The following is a 17055-nucleotide window of genomic DNA, read 5'->3' as shown; positions in this document are numbered from 1 at the left end:
CGTGAGCTGCTGCCAATGAAGCAATCGGTAGATGGGAATGGGAAGGAAGCAGTGAAACAACCAGCGTGGGACGACCCCGAGCCGTCAACAGGGACGATGGTTCGCGGGGCGCTGTGGCTACTGCAGGTCGTCGGCGAGGGAGGCACCTTCACGAAGAGCCAGTTGCGGGAGGCTTTTCCCGGTGTCTCGCAAGTGGACAGGCGCATTCGTGACCTGAGCGACTGGGGGTGGGTCGTGCGCTCCAGCACCGAAGACGCGTCCCTGCAGTCGGAGGATCAGCGATTCGTGAAGTCCGGAGTGGCCGTGTGGGATCCGCAGGAGCGCAGGAAGGCTGCGCCGCGGAAGGCCATCACGAGCAAGGAACGGAGGGCAGTACTCGCGCGCGACGGCTACATGTGCACCCTGTGCGGGATTGCGGGCGCGGAGCCATATCGGGATGATCCGGTCATGACGGCCGTCCTGTCGGTCTCGCGACGGAAGGTGCGCACGATCGAGGGCTCCGAGACCGAAATGCTCGTGACCGAGTGCAACAGGTGCAGGTCCGGGCAGGACAACGTACCGATCGACATGGGCGTCGCTATTGCGGCCACTAGCGGGCTCAGCGCAGGTGCCCGTCGCCGGCTACTCCGCTGGATGGAGCGCGGCCGGCGAGGCATGACTGAGTTCGACCGCGCATGGGCAGCGTACCTTCGGACTCCCGTCGATCTGCGTCCGGAGCTCGCCGAATGGCTGCGAGGCCAGCAGTAGCCAGCGAACGATGTTTGGAGGGTGGAGAGCCGCTCGACATCGAGCTCGCGCACCCGGCGCTCGGAGTTGGAGACCGGGTACAGGTCAGATGTGTAGACGCCCCGCAGCCGGATTCAGACGCAGAGCACGCTGGACTCCGCGCTGGAACTCGCCGCCCGCGTACTTCTACTCGCGATGGAGTCCCGATACCGAATCGACCGCTCCCCCTTGTTGAAGCTGCCGCGGCGAGCCAACATCGCCTTTGGCGCGGCCAAGGTGTGACGTTCAGGCAGGTTGTTGTGATACGAGCCGAGTAAAGCATTGTGTTCGTGTTCGACAAAGCTGGCGCTAATTTTTACCCCTCCTAGTCGCCATGCCGTGCTTGTACCAGCCGTTGATTGAGGAGCCGTCTTCGTTTTCGACGGAACCATCGACCGCTGTGCGGAATCTAAGCGTCACGGCGGGCCGCGCCGGCCGCCGCCCGGGTCAGCGCGCCGCGGCGACCGCCTCCGCCGCCCGTGCGTCGCCGGGCTCGTCGACGCCCGCGATCCGCCCGTCGACCACCGTCACGAGCCGGTCGAGCGCGGCGCGGTGCACGAGGTCGTGGGTCACGAGCAGGGTCGCGGTGCCCTGGGCGTGGGTCAGCTGGGCGATGAGGTCCATGATCTCCGCGCCGCGCTCCTGGTCGAGCGCGCTCGTGGGCTCGTCGACGAGGAGCACCGACGGCTCGTTCACGAGCGCGCGGGCGATGGCGACGCGCTGCCGCTGGCCGCCGGAGAGCTGGGCCGGGCGCTTGCCGGCGTGCGCGATGAGGCCCACCGCGTCCAGCAGGGCGTCGGCGCGACGGCGGACGGCCCGACGCCGGGCGGATCCGCCGCTCCCGCCGAGCTCGGCCATCACCAGCAGCTGCTCCCGTGCGGTGAGCGACGGCACGAGGTTCGACTGCTGGAAGACGATCCCGATGCCGTCGCGCCGCAGCGCGGTCGCCTCCTTGCGGCTGAGGGTCGCGGCGTCGACGTCGCCGATGAGCACGCGCCCGGAGTCGGGCCGGATCAGCGTCGCGGCGACCGCGAGGATCGACGACTTGCCGGAGCCCGACGGCCCCGTGATCCCCGTGACGACGCCCGCGGGCGCCGTGAGCGAGACGCGGTCGACCGCGGTGATGCGGGAGTCCCCGTCGGGGAAGGTGAGGGTGACGTCGTCGAGGTGGATCATCGGTTGCTCCCGAGTGCGGTGAGGGGGTCGGCGTGGGTGACGGTGCGGAGCGCGACGGCGGCGCCGGCGAGCCCGAGGACGGCCATGGCGGCCGCCGGGAGGAGGGTCGTGAGCGGGCTCAGCAGGAACGGGAGGGTGCCGCCCGCGAGCGATCCGAGGACGGCGACCACCGCGATCCCCGCGCCGATCGCGAGCACGAGGACGACGAGCGCCTGGCCGAGCGCGTCGCGGATCAGGGACGCGTCGGACGCGCCGAGCGCCTTCAGCACGGCGATGTCGCCCGCGCGCTGCATGGTCCACACGGTGAAGAAGGCGCCGACGACGAGCGCGGAGACGCCGAACAGCATCGCGATCATGAGTGCGAGGGATCCGATCTCGGACTTGAAGGTCTCGAGCGCGCCGAGGCTCGCGAGGGCGGGCGAGGCGGAGGTGCGGGTGGCGCTCGCGGCGGCGGACCAGTCGGGGGATCCGGAGACGGCGAGCACGGTCGCGTCGCCGTCGCCGCCGAGGCGCTGGTCGGCCGCGGACCACGCCTCGGGGGTCAGCGCGACGACGGGCGTGTGGCTGTAGGAGGCGTCACCGCCAACCGAGGCGACGCGGTAGGCGGTGCCCGCGATCGTGACCGGGTCGCCGACGTCCGCGTGCAGGGCGCGCGCCGCCTCGGACGACAGCCCGACCTCGTCGTCCGCGGTGGGCGCCAGGTCGGTGACCGTCGACGCAGGGGCGCCGTACGGGATCCCGAACAGGGCGACGGCGACCGCATCCGCATCCGCATCCGCGCCGCCCGCGGCTCCCGCGCCGCCCGCCGCCCCCGCGCCGGTCGCCCGGCCCTGCGCGATGCCGATCGGCGTCACCGCCGCGACCCCGGAGGTGCCTCGCCAGGCCGCGACCGTGGCGTCGTCGAGCGACGACTGCGCGAACGACGGCTGCCCGGAGTCCGGCTGCGCGAGCACGAGGCGGTCCCCGGGGAGGCCGAGCACGGCCGACACGTCCTGCGCGGCGAGCCCGCCGGTCAGGCCCGCGAGGAATCCCACGAGCAGGGTGATGAGGGCGACGACCGCACCGATGAGCACGAACCTCCCCCGGGCGAATCGGAGATCACGCCAGGCGACGAACACGTTGGATCCTTCCGGCGCCGGGGTCCTTCCCCGCCGCCGTGACCAGACTCGCCGTCGGGCTCCCCGCATCCATCGGGGAGAGGTCTGCTCCCTCCTTCCCACTTTCGATTGATCCGCTCCCGCGCTCGCCGCCGTACGCTCCAGGGGACATGGCCCACAGCACCCTCTCCCCCGTGTTCGTGGGGCTCCGCACCGGACTGCACGTGCTCGTCGCGGCCCTGCTCGCGCTCGTGGTGGTGCGCGTGCTCGTCGCGGACGGGCCGCGCACCGGGATCGCGCTCGCGCTGGCGGCCGCGTTCGCCGTGCTCTACCTGCTCGGCGCGCGCGTGCGGCTGGTGCGGGTGTCGCGCCGGGCCGCGGTCGGCGCCGTGTGGATCACCGCGCTCACCGCCGCGTGGATCGCCCTCCTCGTGCTGGTGCCGGACGCGGCGTACCTCGTCTTCCCCCTCTTCTTCCTCTACCTGCACGCGCTGCCCCGCGCCGTGGGGCCCGTCGCCGTGGTCGTCGCGACCCTCGTCGCGGTCGTGGCGCTCGGGCTGCACGGCGGGTTCACGATCGGCGGCGTGATCGGCCCGCTCGTCGGCGCCGGCGTCGCCCTGCTCATCGGCCTCGGCTACCGGGCGCTCGCGCGGGAGTCCGCGGAGCGCGAGGCGCTCCTCGCGGAGCTCATCGCCACGCGCGACCTCCTCGCCGCGACCGAGCGGGAGCAGGGGGTGCTGACGGAGCGCGCGCGACTGGCGCGGGAGATCCACGACACCGTCGCGCAGGGCCTCAGCAGCATCCAGATGCTGCTGCACGCGGCCGAGGCGGCGGACGGCGACCGGCCGGGCCTCGACCACATCCGCCTGGCCCGGGCGACCGCGGCCGACGGGCTCGCCGACACGCGCCGCTTCATCCGGGAGCTCGCGCCGCCCTCGCTCGACGCGGGGCTCGGCGCGGCGCTCGGCCGGCTGAGCGCGCAGTGGCGCCGGGAGGGGCTGCGGATCGACGTGGCCGTCCCGCCGCTCGAGTCGCCGCTGCCGATGGACGTGCAGACGGCCCTGCTGCGCATCGCCCAGGGCGCCGTGGCGAACGTGGCGCAGCACGCCGACGCGAGCGTCGTGGAGATCGGCCTCACGGTCACGGCCGCGCACGCGACGCTCACCGTGCGCGACGACGGGGCGGGCTTCGACCCGGCCCGGGCAGCCGCGGACGCCGGCGCCTCCGACTCGTTCGGCCTCCGCGCCATGGCGCAGCGCGTGGAGCAGCTCGGCGGGACCCTCGACGTCGACAGCGCTCCCGGCCGGGGCACCATCATCACGGCGGTCCTGGGGGTCGGGCCGTCGTGATCCGCATCGTCATCGCCGACGACCACCCCGTGGTCCGCGCCGGGCTCCACGCCGTCCTCGACGCGGCGGCCGACATCGACGTCATCGGGGAGGCGGCCACCCCCGCCGAGGCCGTCGCGCTCGCGGCGTCGGAGGATCCCGACCTCGTGCTGATGGACCTCCAGTTCGGCCAGGAGCGCACGGGCGCGGACGCGACCCGGCAGATCCGCCAGGCGGAGGCGGCCCCGTACGTGCTGATCCTCACCAACTACGACAGCGACGGCGACATCCTCAGCGCGGTCGAGGCGGGCGCGAGCGGCTACCTCCTCAAGGACGCGCCGCCGGCCGAGCTGCTCGCGGCGGTGCGCGCGGCCGCCGCCGGCGAGAGCGCGCTGGCGCCCGCGGTCGCGAGCCGCCTGCTCGCCCGGATGCGCGCCCCGCGCGTGAGCCTGTCGTCACGCGAGATCGAGGTGCTGCGGCTCGTCGCCGACGGGGCGTCGAACACCGATGTCGCCGCGCGCCTGCACATCACCGACGCGACCGTGAAGTCGCACCTCGTGCACGTCTTCTCGAAGCTCGGCGTGAGCTCGCGCACGGCCGCGGTCGCTGCGGCGCGGGAGATGGGGGTGCTGCGGTGAGGCGCGGGCCCGGCCCACATCGACCCCGCACACGACGAAGGGCCCCGGTCTCCCGGGGCCCTTCGCGCGGATGCCGGGCTGCGCGCGAGGCGCGGTGCCGGACCCTTCTGGCGGTGGCGGTGGGATTTGAACCCACGGTGGAGTCTCCCCCACACACGCTTTCGAGGCGTGCTCCTTAGGCCGCTCGGACACGCCACCGGGATCGAGTGTAGTACAGGGCGGCGGCGCGCCCGCACGGGGCGGACGGCCGCAGGATCAGCGCGCGGGTGCCAGGGCTCGCACCCGGATGGGCGCCTCGACGCGCACCGGGGCGGACGCGATCCGTGCCGTATGCGGGAGCGTCACGGGCGTCGACGCGTCGACCACGCGGATCCCCCGCACCTCCACCTCGGCCGGCACGGGCACCGCGAGGAGGTCGCCGGCCGCGAGGTCGGCGGGGAGGCGCACGGCCCGGCCGCCGACCTCCGCGGGGCGCGCCGCGGCGGTGGACGCGCGGCCGATGAGCCGCGCCTCCTCCCACGCGCAGGCGAAGCCGGCGACGTCCGCGTCGACGAGCAGGGCGCGCGGGGCGTCGGCGGTCGCGGGGGCGACGGCGAGGATCCGCAGCACGACCGCCGAGGCGCGCACCGTGCGCGATGCGCGTCCGCTGCTGCACCGATCGACCGCGGCGGCCGTAGTCGTGCAGGGCGTGCCGCGCTCCGCGGCGAGCGCGACGAGGGACACGTCGCCGACGCGCAGGTCGGTGGTGGTGGCCATGGTGCTGCGGGCCAGAGGGCGGCGGCGAGGGTATCCGGGATGCTGCGGCGGAGCGACGGGAGGATCGCGGTGAGGGTCATGGCAGCAGGTCTACCGCCGCGGACGGCGGCGGGAGCCGGCCCTGACGGAAGCCGTGCGCCTGCACGCCCGACCCTCACGGGATCCGCACTGCCGTGGACGCCGCGGACGCTCCGGGCGCGCAGCGGGCATGCTCGAAGGGACCCGTCCGCTCGTCCTGAAGGAGACCCGTGCCCGAGAACCGCGACCCCGCCCTCCCCTGGCTGCTCTTCGACATCGGCGGCGTGCTCATCACCCGGCCGGACGACATCGGGGCGATCAGCCGTGCGCTCGATCCCGACGCCCCCGGTGGCGAGGACGCGGAGGCCCGCGTCCGCGACGCGTTCGACGCGCACCGCGAGCCGTACGACCGCGGCGGCAGCGCCCGGGAGTTCTGGGAGGCCGTCGCCCGCGACCTCGGCCTGCCCGCGCCGGGCGAGGACGACCTCGCCGAGCTCGTCGCCATCGAGCAGCGCCGCTGGGCATCGCCCGGCGACGACACGCTCGCCGCCCTGGATCGCGCCGTCGCCGCGGGCTACCGGCTCGCGATCCTCTCCAACGCGCCGCACGAGCTCGCCGACGTGCTGGAGGATCCCGCAGGCTGGGGCGCCCGCTTCGACGTGGTGCTGGTGAGCGCGCGGATCGGCACGGCGAAGCCCGACGCCGACGTGTGGCCGCTCGCCGCGGAGCGCCTGGCCAGCCCGGCCGACGGGATCCTGTTCGTCGACGACAAGCCCGCCAACGTCGACGCCGCCCGCGAGGCCAGCTTCCACGCCCACGTCTGGGAGGGCCTCTCGACGCTCGACCGGATCCTCGCCGGCACGCTCGCCTGACGCCGCGGCCGCCCGGGCCGCCGCCGAGCCGTTAAGGCCGCGCCGCCGCCCGGATCCTCACGCGACCCTCGACGATGCCCGCCGCGACCACCGGCATCGCCGTGCTGGTGTCGCGTGCCTCGCGGCGGATCAGCCGGAAGGCCTCGTCCATGTCGACGCCGTGGGTGTGCGCGATGACGCCCTTGGCCTGCTCGATCACCACGCGGCTGTCGAGCGCGTGGCGGAGCTGGGCGTGCACGACGCCGCTGTCGCGGATCGTCCGCTCCTGGAGCACGCTGATCGTCGCCACGTCGGCGAGCGCCTGCGCGGCCGTGGCGTCGGCCTCGTTGAGCACGCCCTCGTGATCCCGGAAGAGGTTGAGCGAGCCGATGACCCGCCCGCGCAGCCGCAGCGGGATCGCGTGCACCGACACGTACCCGGCGCCCGCGGCCTGCTCGGCGAAGGCCGGCCAGCGGTGGGCGATCTCACGCACGTCGGCCACGGACACGACCCGGCCGGTGGTCACCGCCTCGACGCACGGGCCCTCCCCGACCTCGAGCTGCATCAGCCCGACGAGGCGGCTCTTCTCGCTCGTGGACGCGACGACCTCGAGGTGCTGGGCGTCCGGCCCGATGATGATGCCCGCCGCGCTCGCGTCGAACAGCAGGGTGGTCTGATCGACCAGCGTCTGCAGGAGGTCGAGCACGTCGAAGTCGCCCACGAGCGAGTCGGCGAGGCTCACGAACGTGTGGACGAGCAGCTCTTCCCGGGTCTCCGGCATCGTGGTGCTCCCTCTGGGTCGTTCGGACGGTGGGGTGTCGTCGGTCCGCATCAGCGTTCCGGGGTGAAGTCGAGGATGCGCCCGACGACGTCCTCGGCCACGTCCCGGACGGGGCGTCCCGTGGCGAACGCGTGGCCCCGGAGGACGAGGAGCGCATCAGTCGGGGAGATGCCCATCTGGGCGACGACCATCCCGGTGGCTTGGTGCACCTCGCGGCGCGAGTACCGGCCCTTCCAGGCATCAGTCTCCTCCCGCCAGGCCTCGGAGGTCAGGAGCGCGCGGCGGAGGACCTGACGGGCGACGATGCGGGACAGCGCGGTCGCGTCCGTCACCTCCCGGTCGGAGATGTCGCGGGCGGTGCGGGAGTAGAGGTCCACCGCGCCGAGGCTGAGGCCCGCGAGCTCGAGCGGGAACGCGAAGACCGCGCCGAGGCCCGCCTCGTGCATGGCGTGGCGGGCGAGCGGCCAGGACGTGCCGGCCGAGGTCCGCATGTCGGGCTCCAGCACGGGCACGCGACTGGTCATCGCCTCCCAGCACGGGCCCTCGCCGAGGTCGAGCTGGATCTCGTCGAGCCGGGCCGCCCGCTCGTCCGACGCGGAGACGGTCTCGCTGCCGAGCGGATCCCCGAGGGTCGAGACGGCGGCGCCGCTGACGCCGAACACGGAGGCGAGGGGCCCGGACAGGTCGGATCCCCGGTTCCCCGCGCGCTCGAGCGCCTCCGCGGCGTCCGCCACCGCGGCGCGCCTAGGCATGCGCCACCGGATGAGGGGGTGTGCGTGTCTTCACGAGAGCCTCCATGGCCCGTCGGGTCCGCGAGATGGGCAGCGGAGCTGAGGACCGGGTGTCGATCGCACGACAGCCTAATGCCGCCGTCATCCGGTCTCGCAGGCGGGACGGGGCCGGCGGGTCCGCGTCGCGGACCCGCCATCAGCGGGGGTCCGGGCTGACTTCGTGAGGCTTCCGTGCCCGGTCCGCGGCGCATCGCCGCGGCCGTGCGCGAGCGGGTACCGGATCCACGATCGGCGTCGGATCGAGGTTCGGATGCGTCCCGCCCGGCCCTGCACCGTGATGCCGCAGGACCGTCGCCCACGCTAGATGACGACGGACCCGGGGTCGAGGGCATGTCCGATGTCCGCGGAGAATGGAGGTCATGAGCCTCCACGACGCCCCCCTCCGAGCGACCCGACCTGCCCGCGTCGGAGGCGGCGCGACCCGCCACCGTCGGGATCCTCGGTGCCGGCAAGGTCGGCACCGTGCTCGCCCGCCGCGCGATCGCCGCCGGGCACGAGGTGCTCATCTCGGGCTCGGGCGATCCGTCGCGCATCGCCCTCATCGTGGACGTGCTCGCGCCGGGCGCCGTCGCCACCACATCGGCGGACGCGGCGGCGCGCGCCGACGTCGTGATCCTCGCCCTCCCCCTCGGCAAGCTGCCCTCGGTGCCCGTCGCCGAGCTGCGCGGCAAGCTCGTCGTCGACGCCATGAACTACTGGTGGGAGGTCGACGGCCACCGCGACGACCTCGCGAACCCCGCTTCGTCCACGAGCGAGCTCGTGCAGGACTTCCTGCCCGACGCGACCATCGTCAAGGCCTTCAACCACATGGGGTACCACGACCTCGACGAGGGGCCCCGGCCCGCCGGCGCACCCGGCCGCAAGGGCATCGCGGTCGCGGGCGACGACGACTGGGCCCGCGCCACGGTCGCCGCCCTCGTGGACGCGTTCGGCTTCGACCCCGTCGACATCGGCCCGCTGAGCGCCGGCCGCGTGCTCGAGCCCGGCCGCTCGCTCTTCGGCGTGAACGTGGACGCCGACGAGATCCGCCGCCTGGTGGCGCTCGAGACGGCGGACGTCACGCGCGACGCCTCCCGCGCCGCCGAGTAGCGCGCGCATGGACATCGGCGGCTCGCTCGGCGAGATCACGCTCACGGTCGCGCTGCTCATGCTGCTCGCGGCGCTCGCGGCCGGGTGGATCGACGCGGTCGTCGGCGGCGGCGGCCTGCTGCAGCTGCCGGCGCTGCTGCTCGTGCCGGGGATCACGCCGGTGGAGGCGCTCGCGACCAACAAGCTCGCGTCGCTGTTCGGCACGACCACGAGCGCGGTCACCTGGTACCGGCGCACGCATCCGGATCTCCGCACCGCGCTGCCCATGGCCGCGGTCGCGCTGGTCGGCGCATACGGCGGCGCGAGCCTCGCGGCGCTGCTGCCGTCGTCGGTGTTCAAGCCGCTCGTGGTGGTCGCGCTGATCATCGTGGCCGTCGTCACGATCGCCCGCCCGCAGCTCGGCGACGTGGCGGCGATCCGCCACACGGGCCGGAAGCACCACGGGATCGCGGCCCTGCTCGGCGTGGTGATCGGCTTCTACGACGGCCTCATCGGGCCCGGCACAGGCACCTTCCTGATCATCGCGCTCATCACCGCGCTCGGCTACGACTTCGTGCTCGCGAGCGCCAAGGCGAAGATCGTGAACGTCGCGACCAACCTCGGGGCGCTCGCGTTCTTCATCCCGCAGGGCCACGTGCTGTGGGCGCTCGCGCTCGGCATGGGCGTCGCGAACATGGTCGGCGGCTACGCGGGATCCCGCATGGCGGTCGCCCGCGGCAGCCGCTTCATCCGCATCGCGTTCATCGTGGTGGTGGCGGTGCTGATCGTGAAGGTGGGGTCGGATGTGGTGGCGGAGTGGGGCGCGTGACCGATCGATCACTCTTGACTCGGTGATCGATCGATCACATACTCGGAGGTGATCGATCGATCACACGAGGAGGCGGCATGGCCAGGACCACGCGCACGCTCGCCGCCGAGCTGCGCCACCGGCGGGAGGAGCTGGGGCTCACGCAGGCGGGCGTCGCCGGGCTCGCGGGGGTCTCGCGGGAGTACGTCGTGCGCCTCGAGAGCGGGAAGGTTCGCTCGGAGCTCGGGTCGGTGATGCGCGTCGTCCGCGCGCTGGGGTGCGAGCTGAGCCTCACGATCGACCCGCGGGCCACCGATGCCGGCTCGCCCTCGCCGTTCGACCAGCCATGGGAGGACGACGATGAGTGAGGCCCTGAGCGTCTACCTAGACGGCCGGTTCGCCGGGCGCTACGAACGCACGACAGCCGGCCGCGTCGACTTCAACTACGACGCCGCCTACGCCGAGAGGCGCGGAGCTACGCCGCTGTCCATGTCGCTCCCCTTCGGCGCGCGCCTGCCGCCGCGGGCGGTGGATGCCTACTTCTCGGGCCTCATCCCCGAGGGCGCCGACGCGCTGGAGCAGATCCGACGGACGCACGGGCTGCGGACGACCGCCGACGCGTTCTCCGTCCTCCGGCACATCGGGCGCGACGCCCCGGGGGCCGTCCAGGTCCTGCCCGAGTCGGAGGAGGCCGACGACGACGCCCGCGCCCAGGGCGACGTCACGCCGCTCTCCGTGGAGGAGTTCCGCGACCTCATGTCCGACCTGCGTTCCGGCGCCGCGACCACGCCGGCGGCCCTGCAGGGGAAGTGGTCGCTGCCGGGAGCACAACGGAAGGTCGCACTGCACCGGCTCGCCTCCGGCGCGTGGGGCATCCCGCAGGACTCCACCCCGACGACGCACATCCTGAAGCCGGCGATCCCGGGCTTCGCGCACCACGACGTGAACGAGTTCCTCACCATGCGGGCCGCCGCATCCCTCGGGCTCGAGACCGCCCGGACCGATGTGCTCGACCTCGGCGACGACCTCTCCGTCGTCGTCTCGCACCGGTACGACAGGCGCGAGGGCGGCGACCGGTGGCGGCGCCTCCACCAGGAGGACCTCTGCCAGGCGCTCTCCGTGATGCCGGGCCGCAAGTACCAGGACCAGGGCGGGCCGGGGATCGCGCAGGCCGCCGACCTGTTCACCGAGTTCGAATACCCGGCCGAGGCTGCGGCGGCCCGCATCCGCTTCTTCGACGCCATCGTCTTCAACATCGCCGCATGGGCGACAGACGCCCACGCCAAGAACTTCTCGGTGCTGCTGCGCGGGAACGGCCAGCAGCTCGCGCCGCTCTACGACCTCGCCACCTACGCACCCTACGGCGGAGGCCCTCAGGCCGAGCGCTCCGCCATGAAGGTCGGCGACGAGTACCGGCTCTCCACGATCGGTCGACGCCACCTCCAGAAGGCGGCGCGACGGCTCCGTGTCGACGCGGATCTCGCGGACGCGCGGATCGATCACATCCGCGATGGCATCTCGGCCGCGTACGCCGACGCGGCGACCGAGCTCGCGGAGCATCCCGCACTCGTCGCGCCGGCCCACGCCGTCGTCGACGCGGTGCACGCCAAGGCGGTCGAGCGCGGCTGGGCCACGGAGTCGACGTACGTCGATCTGGCCTCCCCGCCCGACGATCGCAGGTGACCACCCGACGCCCACGCTGGCGTCACGCGGCGACCCCTGGCAGCCTTCCCGCATACCCATCCTCCCGACGCACCGCGACCCCGCCCTCATCACCGTGCGCCGCGGCGGCACGCTGACCGACAGCGACCACCGGGCGCTCGCGCTGTGGGCGATCGCGTGCGCGGAGCACGTGCTGCCGCTGTTCGAGGCCGAGCGGCCCCAGGATCCGAGGCTGCGCACGACGCTCGAGGCCGCCCGCGGCTGGGTGCGCGGCGAGGTGCCGATGAGGGAGGCGCACCAGCAGTCGTTCCGGGCCAACGACGCCGGGAAGGGGCTGCCGGATCCGGCGCGGTTCCCCGCGCACTTCCGCGCCGCCGTCCTCGCCGACCAGAGCGCCCGCAGCGCGATCTGCTGGGGCGTGTTCGACGACATCGTCTGACACCCGTCGGCCTGCCGATCCCGGTCTGACCGGCGCCCCGCCGGCCCCCGCGTAGGAGTGTCGTGAGGTTCCCCGCGGCACCGTGAGGGAACCGTATGGATGCGTGAGGACGCCCGCGCGCGAGGTGTCTAGTGGTGCCTCGTGCCCCCGACGGGCACCCGCGTCCGACCGGCCGCGGCACCCTCACCGGAGGATCCCCGTGCTCGACCTCGTGTACATCGCAGGCGCCATCGTCCTGTTCGCCCTCGTCGCCCTCGTCGGGCGAGGAGCGGAGAAGCTGTGATCACCTCGTTCGCCGACGCCGCCGGCCTCGCCGCCGCGGTGCTCGGCATCGCCTCCGTGGTGTACCTCGTGTACGCCCTGATCCGCCCCGAGAAGTTCTGATGGACACGCTCGCCGGCATCCTCCAGGTCGCGTCCGTCGTCCTGGTCCTCGTCCTCGTCCACCGCCCGCTGGGCGACCTCATGGCGCGCATGTACGAGTCGCGCCACGACACCCGCGTCGAGCGGGGCATCTACCGCCTCATCGGCGTGGATCCCCGCTCCGAGCAGACCTGGCCCGCCTACCTCCGCGCGGTGCTCGCGTTCTCGCTCGTCGGCGTCCTCGTCGTCTACGGGATGCAGCGTCTCCAGGCGTTCCTCCCCTACGCGCTCGGCCTCCCCGCCGTGCCCGAGGGCATCTCCTTCAACACCGCCGTCTCGTTCGTCACCAACACGAACTGGCAGTCGTACTCGCCCGAGGCGACCATGGGCTACACGGTCCAGCTCGCCGGGCTCGCGGTGCAGAACTTCGTCTCGGCGGCCGTCGGCATCGCCGTGGCGATCGCGCTCGTCCGCGGCTTCGCCCGCACGCGCAGCGGCACGATCGGCAACATGTGGGTCGACCTGATCCGCGGATCCCTCCGCCTGCTCCTCCCCCTCTCGCTCGTCACCGCGGTGGTCCTCATCGCCGGCGGAGTGATCCAGAACTTCGCCGGCTTCCAGGACGTGCAGACGCTCGCGGGCGGCACGCAGACGATCCCGGGCGGGCCGGTGGCCTCGCAGGAGGCGATCAAGATGCTCGGCACGAACGGCGGCGGGTTCTTCAACGCGAACTCCGCGCACCCGTTCGAGGACCCGACCGCGTGGACCAGCGCGTTCCAGGTGCTGCTGATGCTCGTGATCCCGTTCTCGCTCCCCCGCACCTTCGGGAAGATGGTCGGCGACACCCGCCAGGGCACCGCGATCGCGGCCGTGATGGCGACCATCGCGGTCGCGTCGCTCACGGCGCTCACGCTGTTCGAGCTGCAGGGCGCGGGATCCGCCCCCATGGCGGCCGGCGCCGCGATGGAGGGCAAGGAGCAGCGCGTCGGCATCATCGGCTCGGCGCTGTTCGGCACCGTCTCCACGCTCACCTCGACGGGCGCGGTCAACTCGATGCACGACTCGTACACGGCGCTCGGCGGCATGATGCCGATGCTCAACATGATGCTCGGCGAGGTCGCCCCCGGCGGCGTCGGATCCGGCCTCTACGGCATGCTCGTGCTCGCCGTCATCGCGGTGTTCGTCGCGGGCCTGCTCGTCGGCCGGACGCCCGAGTACCTCGGCAAGAAGATCGGGCCGCGCGAGATCAAGCTCGCGAGCCTCTACATCCTCGTCACGCCGATCCTCGTGCTCGTCGGCACCGCGCTCAGCTTCGCGATCCCCGCCGTCCGCGACGACGTGGAGGGCACGTCGATCCTCAACAGCGGGCTGCACGGCCTGTCCGAGGTGGTCTACGCGTTCACCTCGGCGGCCAACAACAACGGATCCGCGTTCGCCGGCCTCACCGCATCGACGCCGTGGTTCACCACGGCGCTCGGCGTCGCGATGCTGCTCGGCCGGTTCGTCCCGATCGTGCTCGTGCTGGCGCTCGCCGGATCCCTCGCGGCGCAGGACCGCATCCCCACCACCTCGGGGACCCTGCCCACCCACCGGCCGCAGTTCGTCGGCCTCCTCATCGGGGTGACGGTCATCGTGACCGCTCTCACCTACTTCCCCGTTCTCGCGCTGGGTCCCCTGGCGGAAGGGCTCGCATCATGACCGTCCTGACCACCCCCGAGGCGGACACCGCAGCGGCTCCCGCCGCGACGCGCGCCCGGGCCATCGACGCCCGGCAGCTCGCCGAGGCGCTCCCCGGCGCGTTCCGGAAGCTCGACCCGCGCCTCATGTGGAAGAACCCGGTGATGCTGATCGTCGAGGTCGGCGCCGCGTTCACCACCGTGCTCGCGATCGCCGAGCCCTTCACGGGCGGCGCGGGATCCTCCGGCGGCAGCGCCGTGCCCGCGACCTTCACGGCCGGGATCGCCCTGTGGCTCTGGCTCACGGTCGTCTTCGCGAACCTCGCGGAGTCGGTGGCCGAGGGCCGCGGAAAGGCGCAGGCCGACAGCCTCCGCAAGACCCGGACCAGCACGATGGCGCACGTCGTCGCGTCCGACGACCAGGCGGGCGATCCCGGCGCCGAGCGCGCCGAGCTCCGCGAGGTCTCGAGCGCCGACCTCACCCTCGGCGACACGGTCGTGGTGGTCGCCGGGGAGTCGATCCCGGGCGACGGCGACGTCGTGTGGGGCATCGCCTCCATCGACGAGTCGGCCATCACGGGCGAGTCGGCCCCCGTCATCCGCGAATCGGGCGGCGACCGCAGCGCCGTCACGGGCGGCACGCGGGTGCTGAGCGACCGGATCGTCGTGCGCATCACCTCGAAGCCCGGCGAGACCTTCGTCGACCGCATGATCGGCCTCGTCGAGGGCGCGTCGCGCCAGCGCACGCCGAACGAGATCGCGCTGAACATCCTGCTGGCGAGCCTCACGATCGTCTTCGTGATCGTGGCGCTCACGCTCAACCCGATCGCCTCCTACTCGGCGGCGACCGTGAGCGTGCCGGTGCTCATCGCGCTGCTCGTCTGCCTGATCCCGACCACCATCGGCGCCCTCCTCTCCGCCATCGGCATCGCCGGCATGGACCGGCTCGTGCAGCGCAACGTGCTCGCGATGTCGGGCCGCGCGGTCGAGGCCGCCGGCGACGTCACGACGCTGCTGCTCGACAAGACCGGCACCATCACGTACGGCAACCGCCGCGCCAGCGAGCTGATCCCCGTGGGCGGCGTGACGGGCGAGGAGCTCGCCCGGGCCGCGGCCATGTCGTCGCTCGCGGATCCGACGCCGGAGGGATCCAGCGTCGTCGACCTCGCGGTCGCGCAGGGCCTCGACACGGTCACGCTGCCGCGCGGTGTCGACGTGCCCTTCACCGCGCAGACCCGCATGTCGGGCGTCGACCTGCCCGACGGCCGCATCGTCCGCAAGGGCGCGTCGTCCGCCGTGTTCGCCTGGATCGAGGAGGGCGGCCGCGCGCTGCCGCAGCTGGTCCGCGACGAGCTCACCCGCACCGTCGAGGCCGTGTCGAACGGCGGCGGCACCCCGCTCGTCGTCGCGACCAAGGACGCCGACGGATCCGGCCGCGTGCTCGGCGTCGTGCACCTCAAGGACGTCGTGAAGGACGGCCTGAAGGAGCGCTTCGCGGAGCTGCGGGCGATGGGGATCCGGACGGTGATGATCACGGGCGACAACCCGCTCACCGCCCGCGCCATCGCCGCCGAGGCCGGGGTCGACGACCACCTCGCCGAGGCGACGCCCGAGGACAAGCTCGCGCTCATCCGCAAGGAGCAGGAGGGCGGCCGCCTGGTCGCCATGACCGGCGACGGCACCAACGACGCGCCCGCGCTCGCGCAGGCCGACGTGGGCGTCGCGATGAACACGGGCACCTCGGCCGCGAAGGAGGCCGGCAACATGGTCGACCTCGACTCGGACCCGACCAAGCTCATCGACATCGTCCGGATCGGCAAGCAGCTGCTCATCACGCGCGGCGCGCTCACCACGTTCTCCATCGCCAACGACATCGCCAAGTACTTCGCGATCATCCCGGCGATGTTCACGGGCGTCTTCCCGCAGCTCGCGGTGCTCAACGTGATGCAGCTGCACTCGCCGGCGTCCGCGATCCTCTCCGCGATCGTCTTCAACGCGCTGATCATCGTGGCGCTCATCCCGCTGGCCCTCCGCGGCGTCAAGTACCGGCCGCTCAGCGCCTCCAAGGTGCTCAGCCGGAACCTGCTCGTCTACGGGGTCGGCGGCGTGATCGCGCCGTTCATCGGCATCAAGCTCGTCGACCTCGTCGTCAGCCTGATCCCCGGCTTCTGATCCCCTCCTCCCACTCCAGACAAGGAAACGCAATGTCCTCCCCCCGCCAGTCCCTCCGCACCGCCGGCGTCGCCGTCCGCGCGATGGCCGTCCTCACCGTCGTCCTCGGCGTCGGCTACACGGCCGTCGTCACGGGAATCGGCCAGCTCGCGCTCCCCGCGCAGGCGGACGGCTCGCTCGTGTCCGTCGACGGCCAGGTCGTCGGATCCTCGCTGATCGGCCAGTCCTTCCAGGACTCCGACGGCACCGCCCTCCCGGAGTGGTTCCAGTCCCGGCCGTCGGCCGCGGGCGACGGCTACGACGCGTCCGCGTCCAGCGGCAGCAACCTCGGCCCCGAGAACGCGGACCTGGTCGCGTCCATCGAGGAGCGGAAGGCCGCGATCGCCGCGTCCGACGGTGTGGATCCGCGCACCATCCCGGCCGACGCGCTCACCGCGTCCGCGTCGGGGCTCGATCCGCACATCAGCCCGGAATACGCTCGGGAGCAGGTGGCGCGCGCCGCCTCTGCCCGGGGCATCCCCGAGCAGCAGGTCGAGCGCCTCGTCGACGAGCACGTGCAGGGCCGCGACCTCGGCTACCTCGGGGAGCCGACCGTGAACGTGCTCGAGCTGAACATCGCGCTCGCCGGCCTCGGCGGCTGAGGCCCGCACCACGCGGGCGAGGAAGA

Annotated in this window: 18 protein-coding genes and 1 tRNA gene; 13 read left to right on the top strand and 6 right to left on the bottom strand. The window is 73.1% G+C overall.

The window, feature by feature from the left end:
* The first annotated feature begins 15 nt into the window (after positions 1 to 15).
* Positions 16 to 747 carry a hypothetical protein gene (locus CMS_RS02380; protein ID WP_198433870.1) on the top strand — a complete coding sequence of 244 codons (732 nt, stop codon included), beginning with the start codon at positions 16 to 18 and terminating at the stop codon, positions 745 to 747.
* 465 nt (positions 748 to 1212) lie between these two features.
* Here the strand turns inward: CMS_RS02380 and CMS_RS02375 are convergent, their stop codons facing one another.
* Together CMS_RS02375 and CMS_RS02370 are read right to left on the bottom strand one after the other, a co-directional pair.
* Positions 1213 to 1941 carry an ABC transporter ATP-binding protein gene (locus CMS_RS02375; protein WP_012297926.1) on the bottom strand — a complete coding sequence of 243 codons (729 nt, stop codon included), beginning with the start codon at positions 1939 to 1941 and terminating at the stop codon, positions 1213 to 1215.
* Positions 1938 to 3059: an ABC transporter permease gene (locus CMS_RS02370; protein ID WP_041464321.1), complete on the bottom strand. Its 1122-nt coding sequence runs from the start codon at positions 3057 to 3059 to the stop codon at positions 1938 to 1940. The genes CMS_RS02375 and CMS_RS02370 overlap by 4 nt, the downstream gene beginning before the upstream one ends.
* Positions 3060 to 3208: 149 nt before the next feature.
* Between CMS_RS02370 and CMS_RS02365 the strand changes: the two genes are divergently transcribed.
* Both CMS_RS02365 and CMS_RS02360 read left to right on the top strand, forming a co-directional pair.
* On the top strand, positions 3209 to 4387 hold the full coding sequence (locus CMS_RS02365; protein ID WP_012297924.1) for a sensor histidine kinase: 1179 nt from the start codon (positions 3209 to 3211) through the stop codon (positions 4385 to 4387).
* Positions 4384 to 5004 (top strand): response regulator, encoded by a 621-nt coding sequence (locus tag CMS_RS02360; protein ID WP_012297923.1) that lies wholly within the window; start codon positions 4384 to 4386, stop codon positions 5002 to 5004. The genes CMS_RS02365 and CMS_RS02360 overlap by 4 nt, the downstream gene beginning before the upstream one ends.
* A gap of 108 nt (positions 5005 to 5112) precedes the next feature.
* Here the strand turns inward: CMS_RS02360 and CMS_RS02355 are convergent.
* Positions 5113 to 5202 (bottom strand) — tRNA-Ser (locus CMS_RS02355).
* A 57-nt stretch (positions 5203 to 5259) separates the two neighbouring features.
* Positions 5260 to 5760 (bottom strand): hypothetical protein, encoded by a 501-nt coding sequence (locus CMS_RS02350; RefSeq protein ID WP_012297922.1) that lies wholly within the window; start codon positions 5758 to 5760, stop codon positions 5260 to 5262.
* Between the two features lie 248 nt (positions 5761 to 6008).
* Here CMS_RS02350 and CMS_RS02345 point away from each other — a divergent pair, with 248 nt between their 5' ends.
* Positions 6009 to 6650, top strand: a complete 642-nt coding sequence (locus CMS_RS02345) for an HAD-IA family hydrolase (RefSeq protein ID WP_012297921.1) — start codon at positions 6009 to 6011, stop codon at positions 6648 to 6650.
* Positions 6651 to 6681: 31 nt separating this feature from the next.
* On the opposite strand, the gene CMS_RS02340 is transcribed toward CMS_RS02345, so the two are convergent.
* Both CMS_RS02340 and CMS_RS02335 read right to left on the bottom strand, forming a co-directional pair.
* A complete protein-coding gene (locus CMS_RS02340) occupies positions 6682 to 7410 on the bottom strand; it encodes a GAF and ANTAR domain-containing protein (RefSeq protein ID WP_012297920.1) in 729 nt (242 codons plus the stop codon).
* Positions 7411 to 7460: 50 nt separating this feature from the next.
* Positions 7461 to 8162, bottom strand: coding sequence for a GAF and ANTAR domain-containing protein (locus CMS_RS02335; protein ID WP_012297919.1), 702 nt, complete (start codon positions 8160 to 8162; stop codon positions 7461 to 7463).
* 474 nt (positions 8163 to 8636) lie between these two features.
* On the opposite strand from CMS_RS02335, the gene CMS_RS02330 reads away from it, so the two are divergent.
* From CMS_RS02330 to kdpC, 9 genes are all read left to right on the top strand, one after another.
* Entirely contained in the window at positions 8637 to 9290 is a 654-nt protein-coding gene (locus CMS_RS02330) for an NADPH-dependent F420 reductase (RefSeq protein WP_407637327.1), read from the top strand.
* Between the two features lie 7 nt (positions 9291 to 9297).
* On the top strand, positions 9298 to 10098 hold the full coding sequence (locus CMS_RS02325) for a sulfite exporter TauE/SafE family protein (RefSeq protein ID WP_012297917.1): 801 nt from the start codon (positions 9298 to 9300) through the stop codon (positions 10096 to 10098).
* A 77-nt stretch (positions 10099 to 10175) separates the two neighbouring features.
* The gene (locus CMS_RS02320) at positions 10176 to 10445 is read left to right on the top strand and encodes a helix-turn-helix domain-containing protein (RefSeq protein ID WP_012297916.1); all 270 of its coding nucleotides are present in this window, start codon (positions 10176 to 10178) and stop codon (positions 10443 to 10445) included.
* Entirely contained in the window at positions 10438 to 11760 is a 1323-nt protein-coding gene (locus CMS_RS02315; RefSeq protein WP_012297915.1) for a HipA domain-containing protein, read from the top strand. The genes CMS_RS02320 and CMS_RS02315 overlap by 8 nt, the downstream gene beginning before the upstream one ends.
* Positions 11761 to 11854: 94 nt before the next feature.
* Positions 11855 to 12178, top strand: a complete 324-nt coding sequence (locus CMS_RS02310; RefSeq protein ID WP_012297914.1) for a putative immunity protein — start codon at positions 11855 to 11857, stop codon at positions 12176 to 12178.
* Positions 12179 to 12457: 279 nt separating this feature from the next.
* Positions 12458 to 12562, top strand: coding sequence for a K(+)-transporting ATPase subunit F (kdpF, locus tag CMS_RS02300; RefSeq protein WP_041464319.1), 105 nt, complete (start codon positions 12458 to 12460; stop codon positions 12560 to 12562).
* A complete protein-coding gene (gene kdpA, locus CMS_RS02295; RefSeq protein ID WP_012297912.1) occupies positions 12562 to 14238 on the top strand; it encodes a potassium-transporting ATPase subunit KdpA in 1677 nt (558 codons plus the stop codon). The genes kdpF and kdpA overlap by 1 nt, the downstream gene beginning before the upstream one ends.
* A complete protein-coding gene (gene kdpB / locus CMS_RS02290) occupies positions 14235 to 16388 on the top strand; it encodes a potassium-transporting ATPase subunit KdpB (protein ID WP_012297911.1) in 2154 nt (717 codons plus the stop codon). Before kdpA ends, kdpB begins: the two co-directional genes overlap by 4 nt.
* Before the next feature lie 32 nt (positions 16389 to 16420).
* The gene (kdpC, locus tag CMS_RS02285) at positions 16421 to 17029 is read left to right on the top strand and encodes a potassium-transporting ATPase subunit KdpC (protein WP_012297910.1); all 609 of its coding nucleotides are present in this window, start codon (positions 16421 to 16423) and stop codon (positions 17027 to 17029) included.
* Positions 17030 to 17055: the final 26 nt, after the last annotated feature.

The sequence above is a fragment of the Clavibacter sepedonicus genome (genome assembly GCF_000069225.1).
Lineage (GTDB): Bacteria > Actinomycetota > Actinomycetes > Actinomycetales > Microbacteriaceae > Clavibacter > Clavibacter sepedonicus.
This window is presented reverse-complemented; position numbering and strand designations above follow the sequence as displayed.